The sequence below is a fragment of the Kribbella sp. VKM Ac-2569 genome, assembly GCF_004216905.1.
GTDB lineage: Bacteria > Actinomycetota > Actinomycetes > Propionibacteriales > Kribbellaceae > Kribbella.
In genome coordinates this window covers 179,161-199,074 of the sequence record NZ_SGXJ01000001.1, presented here as the reverse complement: position 1 = coordinate 199,074, position 19,914 = coordinate 179,161, and the positions used below count along the sequence as shown (strand labels likewise).

Sequence of the window (19,914 nt, the reverse complement as noted above, 5' to 3'; positions counted from 1 at the left end):
CCGCCTGGACGGTGGTGGTGTTCGCCGGTCTGGCGATCGCCGTCGGCTACGTCGCCGGCGGACGGGTGGCCAAGGTGGACCTGAACCACCCGGTGTCCAGGTGGTACGACCGCGCCCCGGTGCTCGGCGGCGCCGGAGGTGCCGTCGCCCTGTGGATCGTCGTACGGCTGGTCAACCGCGACCTCAACCCGTTGCTGATCGCCGGCGTGATCGTGCTCGGCGCGCTGGTCGGCACCGCGATCGGATGGCTTGCCGGTCTTGCGGTACGCCGGAACGCCCGGGTCGAGGTATCGGTGCAGGCGATCGCTGCCGCCGCTGCCGGTGGTGCCGTGGTCGCCGAGGTCGGCTGGGTGATCTTCAAGAAGGTGATCACCAGCATCGAGTGGCCGAGCGCCAAGCTGCGCATCCCGTTCCCGCAGCTCGACGTGGTGACAGGCAAGGCGCTGCAGGCCGGTGGCGTGACGATTCAGCGGTCCGCGATCTTCACGGTCGGGGCCCTGGCGGTCTGCGCCGTACTGCTCTGGTTGTTCATCAACCGGACCCGGCTGGGCCGCGGCATGCAGGCCGTCTCGCAGGACCCGGACACCGCGCGGCTGATGGGTATCAACGTCGACCGGATCATCGTGGTCGCGTTCGCCCTCGGTGCGGTGCTGGCCGCGATCGCCGGTGTCTCGCAGGGTCTGCAGAACACCAACATCGAGTTCCGGATGGGCTTCCTGGCCGGTCTGAAGGCGTTCACCGCCGCGGTGCTCGGCGGTATCGGCAACATCTACGGTGCCGTCGTCGGTGGTCTGGTGCTCGGGGTCGTCGAGGCGATGGCCACGCAGTACATCCCCGGCCAGTTCGGCGGTAGTACCTGGAAGGACGTGTGGGCGTTCGTCATCCTGATCCTGGTTCTGGTGTTCAGGCCGCAGGGCCTGCTGGGCGCAAGGGTGGTGGACCGCGCATGACCGATATCGAGACTCCTGTCGACGACATCTCGCAGGCTCCGGTGGCGAAGCCGGGCAAGCCGATCGCCTGGCCGCTGGGCCTTGCCGGTGTGGTGCTGGTGATCGTCGGTTCGTTCCTGTCCTGGAGCTACGACGCGTCGATCCTGAACGACCTGTCGATCAACTTCTACCCGGGCGGCCTGCAGATCCTGGCGATCATCGTCGCCCTGCTGTCGCTGGTGCTGCTGCTGGCCGAGAAGGGCCCGCTGGTCAAACTGGGCTCGTGGCTGGACGTGACCCTCGCGCTCCGGGCCCTCGGCGACGGCCTCACGCTGTACATGGTGCTGGTCGTGGTCGCGATCTCGGTGGAGTCCGACGGCCTGATCAACGTCAACCCGGGCGGGTATGTCACGCTCGTCGGCGCCGCGCTGATCGCGGTGTCGGCGTACCTGCTGCCGTTGCGGCACTTGCGGGACATGAGCGAGGCGCGGATGCCGGCCTGGTTCGAGATCCTCTCGATCGCCGTGCTGATGGCGGCACTGCTGTTCGTCGCGGCGTACGCGCTCGGGCTGCCCGACGCGTGGTCGTTCATCCTCTGCCTGGTCTTCGTGTTCACCGCCGCGATCGGGCTGTTCCGCTCCGGGGCGATGACGTTCGTGTCACACGCCGGACAGCGGCACCGCAAAGTGCTGACGCTGGCGGCGTTCGCGGCGGCGTTCCTGTTCCCGTTCACCCAGAACGGTTCGGACGCGAACATGTCGATCGCGGGCTCGGTGCTGGTCTTCAGCGCCACCGCGATGGGGCTGAACATCGTGGTCGGTCTGGCCGGCCTGCTGGACCTCGGATACATCGCGTTCCTGGGCTCCGGTGCGTACGTCGCGGCGACGCTGTCGAACTCGGCGTTCGCGACCATCGGCTGGAAGCCGCCGTTCCTGGTGGTTGTCCTGGTCGGCGCCTGTGTCGCGGCCGTCCTGGGCCTGATCATCGGGTCGCCGACGCTGCGGGTCTCGGGTGACTACCTGGCCATCGTGACGCTCGGCTTCGGTGAGATCTTCCGGTTCTCGATGTTCAACCTGGACGGCAACAACGGCCCGAACCTGACCAACGGCCCGAACGGTATCCCGGGCATCCCGGACCTGGAGCTGTTCGGCTTCAACTTCGGCTCCGAGCACACACTCGCGGGGATCGAGCTCGGCCGGTTCTCGAACTACTACTTCCTGCTGCTGATCCTGGTCGGCGGCGTCATCCTGGCGTTCTCCCGGCTGAACAACAGCCGGATCGGGCGTGGCTGGGTGGCGATCCGGGAGGACGAGAAGGCCGCCGAGGCGATGGGCGTGAACGTGTTCGGGCTGAAGCTGCTCGCGTTCTCGATCGGTGCGTTCCTGGCCGGTCTGGCGGGCACCATCAAGGCGCACCAGGACGGCGCCGTCAGCCCGGACCAGTACATCTTCCTGGAGTCGGCGTTCCTGCTCGCCGCGATCGTGCTCGGCGGTATGGGCACCATCGCCGGCGTGTTGCTGGGCGCAACGATCCTGAAGATGCTGCCGGAGAAGCTGCGATTCTTCTCGGAGTACCGGCTGCTGCTGTTCGGCCTGCTGCTGGTGCTGATGATGCGGTTCCGGCCCGAGGGTCTGGTGGCGAGCAGACGGCGGCAGCTGGAGTTCCACGAGGAGGACGAGGCGCTGGCCGTCGCGGTCGAGGAAGAACACCTGGTCATCGAGGAGGCGAAATGACCGTCGTCGAGGATGCGGCCCGGCCCCAGGCGGCCGGCGAAACGGTGCTCGAGGCGACCGGCGTGACTATGCGATTCGGTGGTCTGCTGGCGGTGAACGACGTCAACCTGACCGTCCGCGAGGGCGAGATCGTCGGTCTGATCGGCCCGAACGGCGCCGGCAAGACGACGTTCTTCAACTGCCTCACCGGCCTCTACAAGCCGACCAGCGGACAGGTCCGGTTCTCCGGTACGCCGTTGCCGCCCAAGCCGCGGGCCGTGGTCCGGGCCGGGATGGCGCGGACGTTCCAGAACATCCGGCTGTTCGCGAACATGACCGCGCTGGAGAACGTGATGGTCGGGCGGTACTGCCGGACCAGCGCGGGCGCGCTCACGTCGGTGCTGCACGGCCCGAAGTTCCGCCGCGAGGAGGAGGCCACCCGCGCCCGGGCGCAGGAGCTGCTCGAGTTCGTCGGGCTCGGCCGGTCAGCCGAGCACCTGGCCCGGAACATGCCGTACGGCGACCAGCGCCGGCTCGAGATCGCGCGGGCCCTGGCCACCGATCCCAAGCTCATCCTGCTGGACGAGCCGACCGCCGGTATGAACCCGCAGGAGACCCGGCAGGCCAGTGACCTGATCTTCAAGATCAGGGATTCCGGGCTGTCGGTCGTGGTGATCGAGCACGACATGCGGTTCATCTTCAACCTCTGCGACCGGGTGCTGTGCCTGGTCCGGGGCGAGGCCCTGATCGAGGGCACGCCCGAGGAGGTGCAGTCCGACCCGCGGGTGATCGAGGCCTATATCGGCACCGGCGAGGACGACGACGAGGTCGAGGACGACGTACCCGGAGGGGAGGTCTGATGGCCGCGATGCTCGAGGTCAAGGACCTGGAAGTTGCCTACGGCAAGATCCTTGCGGTGAAGAAGATCAGCTTCAGCGTGGAGCAGGGGCAGGTGGTGTCGCTGATCGGCACCAACGGCGCCGGCAAGACCACCACGCTGAAGACGATCTCGGGTCTGCTCCGGCCGACCGGCGGGGAGATCTGGTTCCAGGGCGAGCGGATCGACCACGTGGCGGCGCACGACATCGTCACCCGCGGTCTGGCGCACTCGCCCGAGGGGCGACGGATCTTCCCGCGGCTGTCGGTCGAGGAGAACCTGTTGCTGGGGGCGTTCGCCCGGCGGGACCCGGCGGGCGTGCGGGCCGACCTGCAGGCGGCGTACGACCTGTTCCCGATCCTCGGGGAGCGGCGCAAGCAGCCGGCCGGGACGTTCTCCGGTGGCGAGCAGCAGATGCTGGCGATGGGCCGGGCGATGATGAGCCGACCGAAGCTGATGATGCTGGACGAGCCGTCGATGGGTTTGTCGCCGATCATGATGAAACTGATCATGACCACCGTGAGCGAGCTGCAGAAGCAGGGTACGACGATTCTGCTGGTCGAGCAGAACGCCCAGGCCGCGCTGAAGCGGGCCGACTACGGGTACGTGCTCGAGGTCGGGAAGATCGTGCTGTCCGGCAGCGGCCGGGACCTGCTGGTGAACGACTCGGTCCGCAAGGCGTACCTCGGCGAGGACTGACCGAGGACTGGCACTGTCGCTGCTGGTTCAGTTGCGGATGACAACGAGCAACTGAACCAGCAGCGGCGCCACGATCAGGGCCGGTAGCAGGTCGGCGACGGCCACCTGCTTCAGCTTGAGCAGCCGCAGCGCCACACCGATGAGCATCACGCCACCTGTCGCGCCGAGTGCCGTCACATGAGCCTCCGGCAGTACGTCGCCCAGTACGGCGCCGACGGCCGTCATCAGGCCCTGTACGACGAGGACGACCAAGGCCGACGCGGCGACGCCCCAGCCGAACGACGCGGCGAAGGCGATCGACGTGAAGCCGTCCAGAACCGCCTTCAAAAACAGCTGATCCGCTCCGCGGCCGAGTCCGTCGGACAGCGCGCCGAGAAACGTCAGTGGGCCGACGCAGAACACCATCGACGCGGACACGAACCCTTCGACGAACGTGTTCTGCCCTTCGCCGCGGTCGAACCGGCGCTGTATCCACGCGCCGAAGCCCTCCAGCCGCTGCTCGATCCGGAGCAGCGACCCGGCGATTCCGCCGATCAGCATCGCGCCCAGCACGATCAGGATCGGAGCACTGTCGCCGACGGCGTCGCTGAGTGCGTGGTCGCCGACGGTGAGTGCGGCAGAAATTGCGATGAGCAGCGTGACCAGGCCGATCGCGTCGGTGACGAGGTCCCTCGTGCGGTGACTGAGCCGGTGTCCGACGAGCACGCCGAGTACCGAACCCAGCAGCACTGTCGCGACGTTCACGACGGTCCCGATTCCGATGAACAAACTGGTCCCTCCGGACATCTGTGGTCAGCTTTGCATGTGACCCCCGAGGGCCTACTGTTGCGCGAGGACGAGCGTATCCGCCCGTCTGTTCACCTCGGGGGTGGACTGGACCCTGGAGGTCGCTGTGGTGGCAGCCGTCGAGGTGAGGGACGCCCGGCCGAGCGACGCCGACGCGCTGGTGGCGCTCTGGCGTGAGCTCAGCACAGCTGCCGGTCTACCGTCCCGGCTCCCGGCGCCGCCGTCGCCCGCGGCCGCCGAGGTTGCCGTCAGCAAGCATCTGGACGACCCGTTCGGCCGGCTGCTGGTGGTCGAGCTGGACGGCGAGGTGCACGGTATGGCGTATCTGCGCCGGACCATGATCAGTCCGCTGCACGACGACTCGACTGTCACGGTCGAGTACCTGCACGTCAGCGACACGTCCCGCCGGCACGGCCTCGGCAAGGCGCTGATCGCGGAAGCGGTCACCTGGGCCGAGCACGAGAGCTGTGTCCACCTGGCCGTGGTCGCGCCCGCGATCGCCCGCGAGGCGAACCGCTTCCTCGCCCGCCTCGGCCTCGGGCAGGCCGGCGTACTGCGCTTCGCGAACACCCACACCGTGCGCCGGCGGCTCACCGCCGAGCACGCGCCGAACCTGCTCGCCCTGCTCTCGTCGCGCCGCTCCGCGGTCGCCCGTCGCGCGGTCAGCTCCCGGGCGGAGCCTGAATCAGCTGGCAAGTGATCCGGGCGGTGCACACCCGCTTGTCCCGGTCGTCGGTGACGACCACCTCGTACGACGTGGTGGTCCGGCCGAGGTAGATCGGTGTCGCGACGCCGGTGACGACCCCGTCGCGGACCGCGCGGTGGTGGGTCGCGTTGATGTCGACGCCGACCGCGACCTTCCCGGACGTCGCCGCGTGCAGCGCCGACCCGATCGAGCCGAGGCTCTCGGCCAGCACACAGGACGCGCCGCCGTGCAGCAGACCGTACGGCTGTGTGTTGCCCTTGACCGGCATCGTCGCGACGACCCGTTCGGGTGACGCTTCGCTGACAACGATTCCCATCAGCTGGAGGAGTGTGCCCTCCATGCCCATGCCCGGTCCCAGGTTCATTTGATCAGTCACGCAAGCAGAGTACGCGGCTGTGACAGAACTGTCGGTGGGAACCACTAGAGTCGGTGTGTGGCTCCAGATACTGACACTTCGACGATGACCAAGGACTCCGCGACCCCGGGCACCGGGCGACCGCGGGTCCTGCTGCTGGACGGGCACTCCCTGGCGTACCGGGCGTTCTACGCGCTCCCGGTGGAGAACTTCTCCACCACCACCGGGCAGCACACCAACGCGGTGTACGGGTTCACCTCGATGCTGATCAACATGCTGCGCGACGAGCAGCCCACGCACATCTGCGTCGCGTTCGACGTGTCCCGCAAGACCTTCCGCTCCGAGCAGTACACGGAGTACAAGGCCGGCCGGTCAAAGTCGCCGGACGAGTTCAAGGGGCAGATCTCGCTGGTCAAGGAGGTGCTGGAGGCGCTCCGGATCCCGACCACGGAGATCGACGGCTGGGAGGCCGACGACATCATCGCGACGCTCGCCACGCAGGCGTCCGAGCAGGGCTTCGAGGTGCTGATCAGCAGCGGTGACCGGGACTCGTTCCAGCTGGTCAGCGAGGACGTCACGGTGCTGTACCCGAAGCGTGGCGTGTCCGAGATCGCCCGGATGGACCCGGCCGCGATCGAGGAGAAGTACGGCGTCGGCCCGCGGATGTATCCGGATCTCGCCGCGCTGGTGGGGGAGCACAGCGACAACCTGCCCGGCGTTCCCGGGGTCGGCCCGAAGACGGCGGCCAAGTGGCTGAACCAGTTCGGCTCGCTGAACGACGTGATCGACCGGGTGAACGAGATCAAGGGCAAGGCGGGCGAGTCGCTGCGCGAGCACCTCTCCGACGTGATCCGGAACCGGCAGATCAACGAGCTGGTCCGCGACCTGACACTGGACGTCTCGGTGGACGACCTGGCCCGGGTGCCGTGGGACCGGGAGAAGGTGCACACGCTGTTCGACAGCCTGGAGTTCCGGGTGTTGCGCGAGCGGCTGGTCGCCGAGCACGAGGAGGTCGACGCGGCCGTCGACCACGGGTTCGAGCTGGACGGCGTGCAGCTGAAGCCGGGCGAGGTCGGGGCCTGGCTCAAGGAGCACGTGAGCGGCGGTGACCGCGTCGGTGTCGCGGTGCAGGGCAGCTGGGGCGGCGGGACCGGTCAGATCACCGGTCTGGCGTTGGCGAACACGTCCGGTGCGGCGGCCTGGTTCGACCCGACCACGATGACGCCGGACGACGAGTCGGCGTGGGCCGCGTGGCTCGCCGACGAGAAGCAGCCGAAGGCGCTGCACGACGTGAACGGCCCGCTGCTCGGCTTCCTGGAGCGCGGCTGGACCCTCGCGGGCCTCAGCTCGGACACCCAGCTCAGTGCGTACCTGGTCCGCCCGGACCAGCGGGCGTACGACCTAGCCGACCTGACCGTTCGGTACCTCAAGCGCGAGCTGCGCAACGAGGAGGCCGAGAACGGCCAGCTCAGCTTCGACGACGTCGAGGGCGGGCCGGCCGCGGACCACACGATGCTGCGCGCCCGCGCGATCGCGGACCTCGCCGACACCCTCGACGCAGAGCTCGAGAAGCAGGCCGGTACGGCGCTGCTCGCGGACGTCGAGCTGCCGCTGATCCAGGTGATCGCCGCGATGGAGCGGGACGGGATCGCGGTCGACCGGGCGTACCTGGAGGAGCTCGAGGCGCGGTTCGCCACCGGCGTACGGGAAGCGGCCACGGCGGCGTACGAGGTGATCGGCAAGGAGATCAACCTCGGGTCGCCGAAGCAATTGCAGGTGGTGCTGTTCGACGAGCTGCAGATGCCGAAGACCAAGCGGACCAAGACCGGGTACACCACGGACGCGGACTCGCTGCAGGCGCTGTTCGAGAAGACCGAGCACCCGTTCCTGGCGTACCTGCTGGCGCACCGGGACGCGACCCGGCTGCGGCAGACGGTCGAGGGGCTGCTGAAGACGATCAGCCCGCGCGACGGCCGGATCCACACGACGTTCAACCAGACCATCGCGGCGACCGGCCGGCTGAGCTCGACCGAGCCGAACCTGCAGAACATCCCGATCCGCACCGAGGAGGGCCGCCGGATCCGGCAGGCGTTCGTGGTCGGAGAGGGCAACGAGTCGCTGATGTCGGCGGACTACAGCCAGATCGAGATGCGGATCATGGCGCACGTGTCGCAGGACCAGGGCCTGATCGACGCGTTCAACTCCGGGATGGACTTCCACTCGGTGACCGCGTCCCGGGTGTTCTCGGTGGAGCCGTCCGCGGTGACTCAGGAGCAGCGCGCGAAGATCAAGGCGATGAACTACGGGCTCGCGTACGGCCTGTCGGCGTACGGGCTGAGCCAGCAGCTGAAGATCGGCGTCGACGAGGCCAAGGGCCTGATGGACGAGTACTTCGAGGGCTTCGGCGGGGTCCGGGACTACCTGCGGTCGATCGTGATCGACGCCGGCAAGACCGGGTACACCGAGACCATCCTGGGTCGCCGGCGGTACCTGCCGGACCTGACCAGCGACAACCGGCAGCGCCGCGAGATGGCTGAGCGGATGGCGCTGAACGCGCCCATCCAGGGGTCGGCCGCGGACGTCATCAAGATGGCGATGCTGAAGGTCGAGCGCTCGCTGCGCGAGTCCGGCCTGAAGTCCCGGATGCTCCTCCAGGTCCACGACGAACTCGTCTTCGAGATCGCCCCCGGCGAACGCGAACCCCTCGAGACCCTGGTCCGCCACGACATGGGCCACGCCGTCGACATGGCCGTCCCGCTAGACGTATCTGTCGGGGTCGGCCGCACCTGGCACGAAGCGGCCCACTAAGAGGTTGCGAACACCGGTTGCAGGCCGGGGGAGAGCGCTCGCTCGATGCAGACTCTCTCCCGGTCCGTCAGGTCTGGGAGGTCGTTCAGGGGCCACCAGCGGACGTCGAGGGACTCGTCGTCGTTGACTCGGGGCTCGCCGCGGACCGGGCGGCAGCGGAAGCAGAGGTCGAGGAACTGGACCTGGTCGCCGTTGGGGTAGCTGCCGGGTGGGAGTGACTCGACGCTGACCAGGCGCTCGACGACTGCCTCGACAGCGGTCTCCTCCTGGATCTCGCGTACCAGCCCGACAGCCGGCTGCTCGCCCGGCTCGAGGATGCCGGCGACCAGACTCCACCGGCCGTTGTCGGCACGCTTGACGAGGAGCACCTCGTCCCGGTCGTTGAGCACGACCGCGGTCAGCCCGCTCAGCCACAGCAGGTCGTGCCCGATCTTCTCGCGCAGGTCGAGGACGAATTTCGGCGTCGGCATGCCCAGAACCCTACCGAGGCCGGCGTCCAGGACTTTCTTCGCCGCAAGAAATTTGGGTGGGTCTACGCAAGCGGCAAGCGTTTGCCGCGCAACTTACGAACAGTGACTGACCGATCCCGATCGGTATCGAACGAAGCCTTCCGTCGGGTCGCTTTCTATGTCATTCTCCCGGGCAAAGATCCGAGATCCTATCGGATATCGCTATCGGATATTGCGTCTCCGTTCCGACCCCGCCGCCTAGGAGGAACCATGCCGAACGATCACGCACGCCCGGGACTCAGCCGCCGATCACTTATCGCCGGCGCACTCGGACTGACCGCGGCCGCCGGTGGCGGTGTGCTCAGCGCGTGCAGCGGCTCGAGCAATGCCAACAGCGCAGCCCCAGGTTCGGGCGCCGCGGCGCCCAGCGTCACGCTCGGCCCGAAGCTGACGACGGTGCAGTACCCGGACGGGTACGTCGGCCCGATCGCCCGCCAACTGAAGCCGATCACGTCCGAGAAGGTCACGTTCAAGATCGTGGTCAAGCAGGACGTCACGATCGGCGACTGGAAGACCAACGCGTTCACCAAGTGGCTGGAGCAGAAGACCGGGGTCCACATCGAATGGATGCAGGTCGGCGGCACTGACGACGACGTGATGACCAAGGTCAACGCGATGATCGCCGCCGGCGACATCCCGGACGCCTTCCTCGGGATCGCCTTCACCCGGTCGCAACTGTTCCTGTACGGCCAGCAGGGACTGTTCACCGATGTCGGCCAGTACATCGACGGGTACGCGCTGAACCTGCAGCAGGCGATGAAGGACTACCCCGACACCCGCAAGCTGATCCAGGCGCCGGACAAGAAGATCTACTCGTTCCCCGGCATCAACGACTGCTACCACTGCCGGGCCAGCGACGGCCGCGCCTGGCTGAACACCGAGTGGATCAAGCAGGTCGGGCTGGCCATGCCGCAGACCACCGACGAGTTCCAGGAAGTACTGCGCGCGTTCAAGAAGGCCGACCTGGCGGGCAACGGCAAGACGATTCCGTTCGCCGGCTACAAGGACTCCGCGATCGACCCGTTCTTCATGAACCCGTTCCTCTACAACCCGGGCGAGCCGTGGCTGGTGATTCGCGACGGCAAGGTCGACGTCGCGTTCGACAAGGACGAGTGGCGTGAGGGGCTGAAGTTCGTGAACAGCCTGTACAAGGACGGGCTGATCAACCGGGACGTGTTCACCGCGGACGAGGACCAGCTGAAGCGCTACGGCAACGCGTCCGGCAAGCCGCTGATCGGGGGCGCCCGGACGAACTACTGGGGCGTCTTCCTGGACATCGACCAGAAGGACCCGCAGGCTCGCTGGCGCCAGTACGAGGCCTGCCCGCCGCTGAAGGGACCGAACGGCGTCCAGTACGCGGCGTGGGACTACACCGGCGTCGGCGTCGAGGTGGCCCACCTGGTGATCACCAAGAAGTGCGCCAAGCCGGAGCAGTTGGTCCAGTGGGCCGACGCCCAGTACGAGCTGGAGGCGATCCTGCGCGGGTACGGCGGTCCTGCGTTCTCGTGGGCGAAGAAGGGCGAGCTCGGGATCAACGGCAAGCAGGCGGTCTACGGGTTCGACGCGACCTGGAACTCGCAGAAGAACATCAACTGGAGCCAGGACAACCCGATGTACCGGTCCCAGGACTTCCGGCTCAGTGAGCGGGTGAACCCGAAGGACATGACCTTCGAGAAGCCGCTCTACGAGCAGACCAGGGACAAGTACTTCCCGCACAAGCAGCCGCCGGAGATGCAGTTCCCGCCGGTCACCCTGGACCAGGACCAGGCTGCGCAAGAGGCGGAGCTGAGGACCAACCTCAAGGGCGAGGTGAACCAGTCGTTCGCCAAGTTCCTCACCGGGCAGCTCGACCCCAACGACGACGGTGCGTGGAACGACTACAAGGGCCGGGTCGAGAAGATCGGCGTGAAGCCGTATCTGGAACTCCAGCAGGCCGCCTACGAGACGTACAACGGATGAGCGCGGGAACGACGCTGGCGCCGGACGAGCAGCGGCTCGGGGCCGGTGCGCCGATCCAGGACACCAAGAGCGACAAGATCGCGCTGGCCTGTATCTACACCGCTCTCGGGCTCTTCTGCCTGGCGGTGCTGTACCCGATCGTCTATGTCCTCAGTGCCTCCGTCAGCAACACCAAGCTGGTGTCCGCCGGCGAGGTGTGGCTGTGGCCGGTCGGGTTCACGCTGGATGCGTACAAGGCGATCTTCGACTACAAGTCGATCGTCACCGGCTTCGGTAACTCGGTGTTCTACGCGGTCGTCGGCGCTGTGGTCGCCACGGTCCTGACGCTGCTCGCGGCGTATCCGTTGTCGCGGAAGGGGCTCCCGGGCAAAGGGATCATCATGGCGGCGTTCGTGTTCACGATGATGTTCAGCGGTGGGCTGATCCCGACGTACCTGGTCGTGCACGAGCTGGGGTTGCTGAACACGCGGTGGGCGATGATCCTGCCGACGGCGCTGGCGGTCTGGAACGTGATCATCACCCGGACCTACTTCATGGTGACGATCCCGGAGGAGTTGGTGGAGGCCGGGAAGGTGGACGGCTGCAGCGACTTCGGGTTCTTCTGGCGCGTCGTCCTGCCGCTGAGCAAGCCGATCATCGCCGTGAATCTGCTGTTCTACGCGGTCGGTTCCTGGAACTCGTTCTTCAACGCGCTCATCTACCTGACCAACGAGCACCTGTTCCCGTTGCAGGTGATCCTGCGGCAGATCTTGCTCCAGACCAAGGTCGACCCGTCGCAGATGGCCGATACCAGCAAGCTGGCGCAGATGCAGGAGCTGCAGCAGCAGCTGAAGTACTCGCTGATCGTGATCGGCATGATCCCGCCCTTGCTGGTCTACCCCTTCGTCCAGAAGCACTTCGTCAAGGGAGCCATGATCGGCTCCCTGAAGGGATGAGGCACCGTGGCCACAACAGAAACTGAGACAAGGTCGTCGGTGCGGTCGGCCGGTCACAAGCGCACTCGGGTGGCGAAGTCCAGGGTCGGCCTCGGTCTGCGGATGCGCCGGAACTGGCAGCTGTACGCGATGCTCGCGCTGCCGCTGATCTGGCTGGCCATCTTCGCGTACTGGCCGATGTACGGCGTGATCATCGCGTTCAAGGACTACAACGTGGTGTCCGGGATCTGGGGCAGCCCGTGGGCCGGGATGAAGTACTTCGACCGGTTCGTGGAGTCGTACCAGTTCTGGCGGCTGATCAAGAACACCGTGTATCTGCACGTCTACGAACTGGTCGCGACGTTCCCGTTGCCGATCATCCTCGCGCTGTGCCTGAACACGGTCCGGAAGAAGTGGTTCAGCCGCACGACGCAGCTGATCACCTACGCGCCGCACTTCATCTCCACAGTGGTCGTGGTCGGTCTGCTCGTGGTCCTGACCAGCCCGAACACCGGTGTGACGAACAAGCTGATCGGGTTGTTCGGGTTCGGTCCGACCGACGTGATGGGCGACTCGGGCATGTTCCGGCATCTGTTCGTCTGGTCGGGTGCGTGGCAGACCATGGGGTTCGCCGCGATCATCTACCTGGCGGCGCTGACCAGTGTTCCGCCGGAGCTGCACGAGGCGGCGATCGTGGACGGGGCGTCCCGCTTGCGGCGGATGTGGCACATCGACCTGCCGGCGATCGTGCCGGTCGCGGTGATCCTGCTGATCCTCGACATCGGCCGCATCCTGTCCGTCGGCTTCGAGAAAGTGCTGCTGATGCAGAACAGCCTGAACCTCGACGTCGCGGAGGTGATCGACACCTACGTGTACAAGATCGGTCTGGCGTCATCGGTGCCGCAGTTCAGTTATGCCACCGCGATCGGGTTGTTCCGATCGGTGATCGGACTGGTCTTGCTGGTGCTGGCCAACACGTTCGCCCGGCGGTTCGCCAAGTCAAGCTTGTGGTGATTCGGCAGCCTGGCGGTGCAGTCCGGCCGCCAGGCCTGCCGACAGCAGGAGGGCGCAGGTGCTGGTCATCGCGGCCAGCACCTTCACGCCGTCCAGGCCGGTTGCGGTGCCCGTGCCGAGGATGATCCCGGCAGCCACCGCGAGCACCACGAGCCCGATCCAGATCAGCAGCGCGGCGCGCTTCTCCTGCTGCGCGATAGCGGCGTACACGACCAGCTGCAGTACGGCGTACGCGGAGCCGGCGACCGCGAACAGCCAGGTGTAGGGACCGAGGGGCGCGTACTTCTCCTTGCCGCCGATGATCGCGACGACGAGATCGGGAAGGATCAGGGTGCCGATGACCGTACACACACCGAGACCTGCGACAGCCGCGATCGCCTTGCGCAGCCGCAGGGTGTCACCCGGCGACTGTGCGAGTGTCGGGAACACCAGGACGATGACGAACTGCGGGAGGAACAGGCAGGCTTTCGCGATGATCACCCCGGCCGCGTAGTACCCGCTGTCCGTGCCGTCGAGCAATGCGCGGGCGAACAACACGTCGGCGTTCGCGAGCGCGAAGAAGGCCAGCAGCGTGTGCGTGCCGTGCACGGTCTCCCGCAGTACCTCCTTGGTCTGGCCCTTGGCCGCGCCGGTCGATCCGCGGAGCGCGATGCGGCCGATCACGACCGGTACGGCGGCGCCGAGCGCGAGACCGATCATCGCCGAGTCGAGCGACGGACGGATGAGCAGTGCGCCGCCGCCGAGGACGAGGCGGCCGACACCGGTGGAGGTGTAGATCGCGGCCAGCTCGGTCCAGCGTTTGCTGCCCTGGAGGACGCCGAGCTGGGATCCCATCACCGTCAGGCAGCCGAGGGTCGGGGCGAGCAGCAGGATCGAGACCACCGAATCGATGTGCAGCAGCCACATCAACACCGGCGTGAGCACCAGGCAGACCGCGGTCAGTCCGAGCGCCGCGCGATTGCCCGCCTTCAACATCGCGTCGGCCAGTGCCCCGGCCCCGGCACCGGAGTGTGTCGCGAGTTGGCGGGCGCCGGCTGCCTGCAGGCCGAGTGAGGCGACATTGCCGATCAGCAGCAGACCCAGCAAGGCTGTGAGGGCGCCGAACTGTTCCGGGACCAGCCGGTGCGTGCCGATGAGCGTGAAGCCGTAGGCGGCGACGTTCATGATCGCCATGGCTACGGCCACCACGGTGGCACGCCGCAGGAACGCCAGGCGCTTGGCATTCGGTGCATCAGCCGGAGTGATGCCAGACGTCATTTACGCTGCCTCGGATCGTGTGAGATTTGCCGGACCTCACGGTACGGCAACGATGCCGCCCAGGAGCCGCCGGATCCGTTAATGTCCCGCCGGTGAGGAGGCTGAAGGCTGGTAGTTCGGAGCAGGTCGTCTGGCGGGCACGGCTCGTCCTGGGATGCCTTGCTCTGATCGCCCTGTGCTTTCAGCGTGCTCCTGGCCAGATCGTTCCGGATCGCAGGCTCGAGCTGACGGCCGGGCCGGGCGGGTTCCTGTCGCGCGCACTGCACCTGTGGGATCCGCACACTGGCTTCGGCCAGCTGCAGAGCGACGCCTACGGCTATCTGTTTCCGATGGGGCCGTTCCACTGGTTGCTGGACACGCTGTCGGTGCCGGACTGGATCACGCAGCGCCTGTGGTGGTCGCTGGTCCTGTGCGTCGCGTTCCTCGGCATCTGGAAGCTCTGCAACGTCCTGCAGTACGGCGTGGCTTGGACACGGCTCGCCGTCGCACTGCTGTACGCCGTGGTGCCCCTGGCGTTCGGCGGGCTTCCCATCGAGGTGTGGACGCTGGCCATGGCCCCGTGGGTACTACTGCCACTCGTCTCACCAGGTGCCCGCTCCGGTTGGTGGCGGGTCAGCTGGTCGGCTGTCGCGTTCGCGCTGATCGGCGGCGCCAACCCGGTGGCCGGCGTCGCGACCCTCGTCGTACCGGCCGTCTGGCTCGTGGTGCGTGCACGGTTGAAGCTGACTGCCGCGTGGCTGGGCTTCGTCGTCGCAGCGTCGATCTGGTGGCTGGTCCCACTGCTGATGCTGCTTCGGTACGGCGTTGCGCCGCAAAGCCCGCGCTGGGTACCGGTCGCTGCTGCGGTCGTCGGAGTGCCGCTCGCACTGGCCGCGGCGCACTACCTGCGTCGCCTGACCAATCTGTCCGTCTCACGAGGCGTCCACCGCCGCGTCGTACCTGTTCTGGTCACCTGCCTGGCTGTGGCCGCCGCCCTGCCCGTGGTGCTCACCCGACCGGACGGCGCGTTCGCTGCGATCCCGCCGCACTGGGAGGACGCGGCCAACTGGCTGGACGAGCAGACCACGCCCGGCAGCGTGCTGGTCCTCGCCAGCTCCAATGAACCGCTCGCCGCCCTGGTGAACCGCCCACTGGCCGCGCTCACCAACGACATGCGTGGCCGTATCGACTCTGGTGTCGGTGACCCCGCGCTACGTCAAGAGCTGACCCGTGACGGTGTGCGGTACGTCGTCGTGCGCAACGACGTACCGGAAGATACTTTGGCGATTCACGAGAGCCTGGCGGACTCCGGCGTTGGACGCGTGGCGTACTTCGGCCCGCCCGGACAGTCCCGCCTGCCTTACCCGAGCGTTGAGATCTACGACGTCGGAGCGACCGCGCCGGGTCGGCTGATCCCGCGGTCCCGGCTCGTAGCGGTCGGCGGCACTGCTGACGACGTACCGACCGTGGTGACCGCGCTCGGTGGCCAGGGGGCTGCAGTACTGCGGGCCGACGCCAACGGCAAGCTGGACGGACTACCGCTGATCGCCACCGACCAGCAGACCAACCAGCAGACGGGGCAGCAGCAACCGAGTGCAGTGGTACTGCGGAACGGGCAGATCGGCCGGTCCGCCTGTCTACACGTTGGCGCACGGGCCCTGTGCAGCCAGGACCAGGCGAAGCACTCCGCCGAACCGAACGGCCTGTCCCGCAGCGTGCAGCTGCCGCAGGCTGCGACGTACCAGCTGCGCGGGACCGCCCTGCCGCAGGACGGCGAGGCGCTCGAACGACTGCTGTCGGTGCCGGGAGCGATCACCGCCACAGCGTCGTCGCGGGCGGTCGCCGCGCCGGAGGGACGGCCGGATGCCGCCGTCGACCGCGATCTCGGCACCGGCTGGCTGGCCGCGCCGGAGGACACGGCGCCGAGCCTCGCCCTGAAGTTGCCTGCAGCAAGGGACGTGCACGGGCTGCGGTTCCAGGCGTACCTGAACGGTTCGCGGCCGGCCGGAGTCGTGCTGCACTTCGACGGCGGCGCGTCCGTCCCCGCGACGGTCGACGCCGGCGGGTACGTCCGGTTCGCGGCGCGGCACACTCGGACCGTCAGGATCGATTTCACCGCGACGAAGCCGCTGCAGGACGCGCGGACCAGTCCGGTCGGCGTGACCGAGGTCGAGGTGCTCGGTGCGGACGAGTTGCGCAAGGCGGTCGCTCCGCAGCGTCGCGTTCCGGCGTACTGCGGCAACGGGCCGACGGTTCGCATCGACGGCGTACCGGCGCGGACGCAGGTCGCGGCCACCATGCGGGATCTGCTGCAGCGGCGGCAGGTGGCGTTCACCCTGTGCGGCCAGATGTCGACCATCCCGCTGCGGTCCGGGCTCCACCAGGTGGAGGTGCAGGCGAACGGTGGGCTTGTGCCGATCGAGACCACGTTGGCGAAGGCAGGATTCGGGGACGTGTCCGTGACGCCGGTGCAGGGTGTGGACGTGTGGCGTCCGAACCCGACCGAGCTGACGGTCGAGGTACCGGGTGCGGACGAGCAGTCTGTGCTGGCAGTCGCGCAGAACTACAACGAGGGCTGGGAGGCGTACGACGGCAGCGGCCAGAAGCTCACGCCGATCCGGATCGGCGGCTGGCAGCAGGGCTGGGTACTGCCGGCCGGGCCGGAGCAGGTGGTCACGGCAAGCTTCATGCCGGACAGGGCCTACCGCGCCGGGCTGCTGCTCGGGCTGGTCGCGTTGCTCTCGATCTTGGCGACCGCCGCGTTCTTCACGATCGGACGTTCGACCAGGCGGTAGCTGACGGCTGCGAGGACGACAGCGGCCAGCAGCGTCACGGGCAGCTGTACGGCGAACGGACCGTCGAGCAGGCCTAGTACGACGAACTGGTAGGCCACAACGCCGTACGACAGCTGTGCGGCGCGCTGAGCCGGTCGACTGCCCAGGACGCGGACCGTCCCGGCCGTGGGCGTCAGGACCGGGAAGAGCACACAGGCGACGACGACTGTGTAGAGCAGGCTCTTGATGAGGGCCTGTGCCGGTGTAGGGGTGGAGTGGTCGTACGGTCCGGCGATCGGGGTTGCAGCGATCAGCAGGAGTGCTGCGGCGATTCCCCAGAGAGTGCCGGGAACCCTGGTCAGCGTGTCGAGTGTTGACGGGCCGAGGCGACCTGTGGCGCGGGCGACCTGCCAGAGCGCCATACCCATGCCGACGGCGAACCAGCCGAGGTACCCGGGCAGCCAGAGCCCTGCCTCGGGATGACCGGTTGCCATGACCGCGGCCATCCACACCGGTCCGAGTGCTGTCAGCGCGACCAGGACAAGGAGTCGCCACCGGACACTGCGGCGAGTGGGGCGCTCGTACCCGGTCAGCAGCCGCCCCAGACCGGGCAGGAGCAGGTAGAACGGGAGCGGCGTCAGGACAGCCCAGCGGAGGTAGGTGGTCGCCGGGTGTGGGACGAGGACGATCGACAGCACGACGGCGACCAGTAGTGCCGGGAGGATGCGTAGGGCGCGGCTGCGCAGGTACGGGAGGGTGAGCGGCGGCAGGGTGCCGGAGAACCATGCCAGTACGTGCGGCCGGTAGAGCAGGAACCCGGACACCGCACAGAAGATCGCCCAGCCGACGTCCAGCCGGGACATGACACCGGCGAACGGCGCATGCGTGTGCAGGCCGACCTGTGACACCACCACCGCGAGTGCGGCAATCACTCGCAGTCCGTCCACTGCGGGGAACCGGGTCATGCGGGCTGTCCTTTGTGGGCGGTCCAGATGGCTGTGCCAGGGACGAGGGGGCCGCGCTCGGGTCCCCAGCCGCCCCAGACGAGCTGGTGCCCGGCCGGCCATTCCGGTTCGAGCAGGTCGTCGACGACGAACCCGGCGCCGGTCAGCTCGCGGACCCAGTCGCCGGTCGTGCGGTGGTGCTCGGCGTACACCGGCGTACCGGAGTCGTCGACCTCGACGTACGGCGTCCGGTCGAAGTAGGAGTGGATGATCCGCAGGCCGGCCGCCGACGGGTCGTCGGGCATCGCCCAGCGGAACGGGTGGGTCACCGAGAACACCAGACGGCCCGCGGGCTTCAGGACACGCGCGATCTCGCGGAACGCCGTACCGACGTCGGCCACGAACGGGAGGGCTCCGAAGGCAGAGCAGGCGATGTCGAAGGTGCTGTCGCGGTAGGGGAGCGCGACGGCGTCAGCGGCCACCGTGCGGACCGCCGTGCCGGTGCGTACGTCGAGTTCGTGAGCGATCCGGAGCTGCTCGATCGAGATGTCGAAGGCAACCACATCGGCGCCCTGCCCGGCGAGCCAGCGCGAGCACTGGGCTGCACCGCAGCCGACCTCGAGGACCCGCTTGCCGCGCACCGGCCCGAGCAGCTGGGCCGCCTCCTCGTCGACGCCCTCCGGACACCACACGAACCGGTCGACACCGAGGAAGTCACCGTGCTCGGCCAAGTACTCCGCAGCGGCCCCGTCCCAGTACGTCCGGCTGGCACGTGACGCCTGCGCCTCCGTCAGCTCAACCCTCCGCGGCTCCACCACCGGGTCAGCCTAGGGGACCCCGGAGTCTGCAGCCTCCGAGGTCCTGGATCAGCTGTCCAGCTTGCTGTCGGCGTACACGGTCATGGCGTCGCGCATGTACTCGACCAGTGCGTCGTCGCCGCTGCCGATGTTCTGCCGGAACCGCTCGTCGTCGACGTACATCTGCCCGAGTCCCTTGTACGCCTCACGTGTCGGCGTCCAGAACAGACAGGTGACCTCGTAGTGCAGCTGGATCAGCTCCTGCACACTCAGCTCGGTCACTGCGACCCCTTCCGCCTTCAGCGCGGCCAACCCTTCGTGGACCCGTGTGTAGCCCGTCCGGGCCTTCTCTGCGTCCGCCTCGGTCCAGCCGCGCATCCGCTGGTAGCTGGCATCCACTGCCTCGTCGCCCCAGCGTTCGCGCGCCTCGGCCTCGTACGGGTTGCGCTCGAATCCTTCGAAGACGTTCTCCGGTGACATCTCTCCTCCTCTCTTCAGGTTGTCGATGGTGGCGTCGACGGTCTGCACCAGCCGGCCCAGGCGCAGCTGCTCCTTGACCAGCCACTCCTTGTGCTTGGCGAGCACCTCGATCGCGTCCTGCTCGTCGCGGTGCGCGATCACCTCGCCCACCACGTCCAGACTCAGCCCCAGGTCCCGGAGCAGGAGGATCTGCTGCAACCGCAACAGCTGCTCCTGCTCGTAGTACCGCCGGCCGTTGTGCGCGACCCGGGCCGGCACCAGCAGGCCGATGGAGTGGTAGTGCCGGAGCGTGCGTGAGGTGACACCGGAGGACCGGGCCACCTGCGCGATCGACCACGCCATCGAACTGCTCCTTTCCGTCGACGTCCCCGACGGTAGATGTTGCCGCTACGTCAACTTCAAGCCGATTTGTCCA

At 67.7% G+C, this 19,914-nt stretch carries 17 protein-coding genes; 10 read left to right on the top strand and 7 right to left on the bottom strand.

Annotation, left to right across the window (positions count from 1 at the left end):
* Positions 1-11 precede the first annotated feature (11 nt).
* From EV649_RS00905 to EV649_RS00890, 4 genes are read left to right on the top strand one after another with little or no spacing between them, the layout of a single operon-like run.
* On the top strand, positions 12-950 hold the full coding sequence (locus EV649_RS00905; RefSeq protein ID WP_347233127.1) for a branched-chain amino acid ABC transporter permease: 939 nt from the start codon (positions 12-14) through the stop codon (positions 948-950).
* Positions 947-2,662: a branched-chain amino acid ABC transporter permease gene (locus EV649_RS00900; RefSeq protein WP_130379502.1), complete on the top strand. Its 1,716-nt coding sequence runs from the start codon at positions 947-949 to the stop codon at positions 2,660-2,662. The genes EV649_RS00905 and EV649_RS00900 overlap by 4 nt, the downstream gene beginning before the upstream one ends.
* On the top strand, positions 2,659-3,501 hold the full coding sequence (locus EV649_RS00895; protein WP_130379500.1) for an ABC transporter ATP-binding protein: 843 nt from the start codon (positions 2,659-2,661) through the stop codon (positions 3,499-3,501). Before EV649_RS00900 ends, EV649_RS00895 begins: the two co-directional genes overlap by 4 nt.
* On the top strand, positions 3,501-4,217 hold the full coding sequence (locus EV649_RS00890; protein WP_130379498.1) for an ABC transporter ATP-binding protein: 717 nt from the start codon (positions 3,501-3,503) through the stop codon (positions 4,215-4,217). The genes EV649_RS00895 and EV649_RS00890 overlap by 1 nt, the downstream gene beginning before the upstream one ends.
* A gap of 27 nt (positions 4,218-4,244) precedes the next feature.
* Here the strand turns inward: EV649_RS00890 and EV649_RS00885 are convergent, their stop codons facing one another.
* Positions 4,245-5,003: a DUF554 domain-containing protein gene (locus EV649_RS00885; protein WP_130379496.1), complete on the bottom strand. Its 759-nt coding sequence runs from the start codon at positions 5,001-5,003 to the stop codon at positions 4,245-4,247.
* Between the two features lie 82 nt (positions 5,004-5,085).
* Between EV649_RS00885 and EV649_RS00880 the strand changes: the two genes are divergently transcribed.
* On the top strand, positions 5,086-5,703 hold the full coding sequence (locus tag EV649_RS00880; protein WP_241997634.1) for a GNAT family N-acetyltransferase: 618 nt from the start codon (positions 5,086-5,088) through the stop codon (positions 5,701-5,703).
* Here the strand turns inward: EV649_RS00880 and EV649_RS00875 are convergent.
* Complete coding sequence (locus EV649_RS00875) at positions 5,666-6,073, bottom strand: hotdog fold thioesterase (protein ID WP_130383452.1); 408 nt, start codon at positions 6,071-6,073, stop codon at positions 5,666-5,668. The two genes, EV649_RS00880 and EV649_RS00875, sit on opposite strands and share 38 nt — an antisense overlap.
* A gap of 96 nt (positions 6,074-6,169) precedes the next feature.
* On the opposite strand from EV649_RS00875, the gene polA reads away from it, so the two are divergent.
* Positions 6,170-8,872: a DNA polymerase I gene (gene polA, locus EV649_RS00870; protein WP_130379494.1), complete on the top strand. Its 2,703-nt coding sequence runs from the start codon at positions 6,170-6,172 to the stop codon at positions 8,870-8,872.
* Here the strand turns inward: polA and EV649_RS00865 are convergent.
* On the bottom strand, positions 8,869-9,342 hold the full coding sequence (locus EV649_RS00865; RefSeq protein WP_130379492.1) for an NUDIX domain-containing protein: 474 nt from the start codon (positions 9,340-9,342) through the stop codon (positions 8,869-8,871). The genes polA and EV649_RS00865 overlap by 4 nt on opposite strands.
* Positions 9,343-9,591: 249 nt before the next feature.
* Here EV649_RS00865 and EV649_RS00860 point away from each other — a divergent pair, with 249 nt between their 5' ends.
* From EV649_RS00860 to EV649_RS00850, 3 genes are all read left to right on the top strand, one after another.
* Entirely contained in the window at positions 9,592-11,340 is a 1,749-nt protein-coding gene (locus tag EV649_RS00860; RefSeq protein ID WP_130379490.1) for an extracellular solute-binding protein, read from the top strand.
* Entirely contained in the window at positions 11,337-12,275 is a 939-nt protein-coding gene (locus tag EV649_RS00855; protein ID WP_130379488.1) for a carbohydrate ABC transporter permease, read from the top strand. The genes EV649_RS00860 and EV649_RS00855 overlap by 4 nt, the downstream gene beginning before the upstream one ends.
* Positions 12,276-12,344: 69 nt before the next feature.
* The gene (locus EV649_RS00850) at positions 12,345-13,268 is read left to right on the top strand and encodes an ABC transporter permease subunit (RefSeq protein WP_241997633.1); all 924 of its coding nucleotides are present in this window, start codon (positions 12,345-12,347) and stop codon (positions 13,266-13,268) included.
* On the opposite strand, the gene EV649_RS00845 is transcribed toward EV649_RS00850, so the two are convergent.
* Positions 13,254-14,525: a polysaccharide biosynthesis protein gene (locus EV649_RS00845; protein WP_130379486.1), complete on the bottom strand. Its 1,272-nt coding sequence runs from the start codon at positions 14,523-14,525 to the stop codon at positions 13,254-13,256. The two genes, EV649_RS00850 and EV649_RS00845, sit on opposite strands and share 15 nt — an antisense overlap.
* Before the next feature lie 92 nt (positions 14,526-14,617).
* Here EV649_RS00845 and EV649_RS00840 point away from each other — a divergent pair, with 92 nt between their 5' ends.
* Positions 14,618-17,299 carry an alpha-(1->3)-arabinofuranosyltransferase family protein gene (locus tag EV649_RS00840; protein ID WP_198682252.1) on the top strand — a complete coding sequence of 894 codons (2,682 nt, stop codon included), beginning with the start codon at positions 14,618-14,620 and terminating at the stop codon, positions 17,297-17,299.
* Here EV649_RS00840 and EV649_RS00835 read toward each other — a convergent pair.
* The 3 genes from EV649_RS00835 to EV649_RS00825 are packed head-to-tail and all read right to left on the bottom strand — an operon-like array spanning position 17,206 to position 19,841.
* Positions 17,206-18,243: an acyltransferase gene (locus EV649_RS00835; RefSeq protein WP_130379482.1), complete on the bottom strand. Its 1,038-nt coding sequence runs from the start codon at positions 18,241-18,243 to the stop codon at positions 17,206-17,208. The genes EV649_RS00840 and EV649_RS00835 overlap by 94 nt on opposite strands.
* The gene (locus EV649_RS00830; RefSeq protein WP_130379480.1) at positions 18,240-19,040 is read right to left on the bottom strand and encodes a methyltransferase domain-containing protein; all 801 of its coding nucleotides are present in this window, start codon (positions 19,038-19,040) and stop codon (positions 18,240-18,242) included. Before EV649_RS00830 ends, EV649_RS00835 begins: the two co-directional genes overlap by 4 nt.
* A gap of 48 nt (positions 19,041-19,088) precedes the next feature.
* Entirely contained in the window at positions 19,089-19,841 is a 753-nt protein-coding gene (locus tag EV649_RS00825) for a TipAS antibiotic-recognition domain-containing protein (RefSeq protein WP_130379478.1), read from the bottom strand.
* Positions 19,842-19,914 lie beyond the last annotated feature (73 nt).

Bases quoted from the DNA above. Each gene is read 5' to 3' on its own strand.
- EV649_RS00855 (WP_130379488.1), top strand. From the start codon at position 11,337: ATGAGCGCGGGAACGACGCTGGCGCCGGACGAGCAGCGGCTCGGGGCC.
- polA (WP_130379494.1), top strand. From the start codon at position 6,170: ATGACCAAGGACTCCGCGACCCCGGGCACCGGGCGACCGCGGGTCCTG.
- EV649_RS00835 (WP_130379482.1), bottom strand. From the start codon at position 18,243: ATGACCCGGTTCCCCGCAGTGGACGGACTGCGAGTGATTGCCGCACTC.
- EV649_RS00890 (WP_130379498.1), top strand. From the start codon at position 3,501: ATGGCCGCGATGCTCGAGGTCAAGGACCTGGAAGTTGCCTACGGCAAG.
- EV649_RS00860 (WP_130379490.1), top strand. From the start codon at position 9,592: ATGCCGAACGATCACGCACGCCCGGGACTCAGCCGCCGATCACTTATC.
- EV649_RS00865 (WP_130379492.1), bottom strand. From the start codon at position 9,342: ATGCCGACGCCGAAATTCGTCCTCGACCTGCGCGAGAAGATCGGGCAC.
- EV649_RS00825 (WP_130379478.1), bottom strand. From the start codon at position 19,841: ATGGCGTGGTCGATCGCGCAGGTGGCCCGGTCCTCCGGTGTCACCTCA.
- EV649_RS00875 (WP_130383452.1), bottom strand. From the start codon at position 6,073: ATGAACCTGGGACCGGGCATGGGCATGGAGGGCACACTCCTCCAGCTG.
- EV649_RS00900 (WP_130379502.1), top strand. From the start codon at position 947: ATGACCGATATCGAGACTCCTGTCGACGACATCTCGCAGGCTCCGGTG.
- EV649_RS00895 (WP_130379500.1), top strand. From the start codon at position 2,659: ATGACCGTCGTCGAGGATGCGGCCCGGCCCCAGGCGGCCGGCGAAACG.
- EV649_RS00845 (WP_130379486.1), bottom strand. From the start codon at position 14,525: ATGACGTCTGGCATCACTCCGGCTGATGCACCGAATGCCAAGCGCCTG.
- EV649_RS00885 (WP_130379496.1), bottom strand. From the start codon at position 5,003: ATGTCCGGAGGGACCAGTTTGTTCATCGGAATCGGGACCGTCGTGAAC.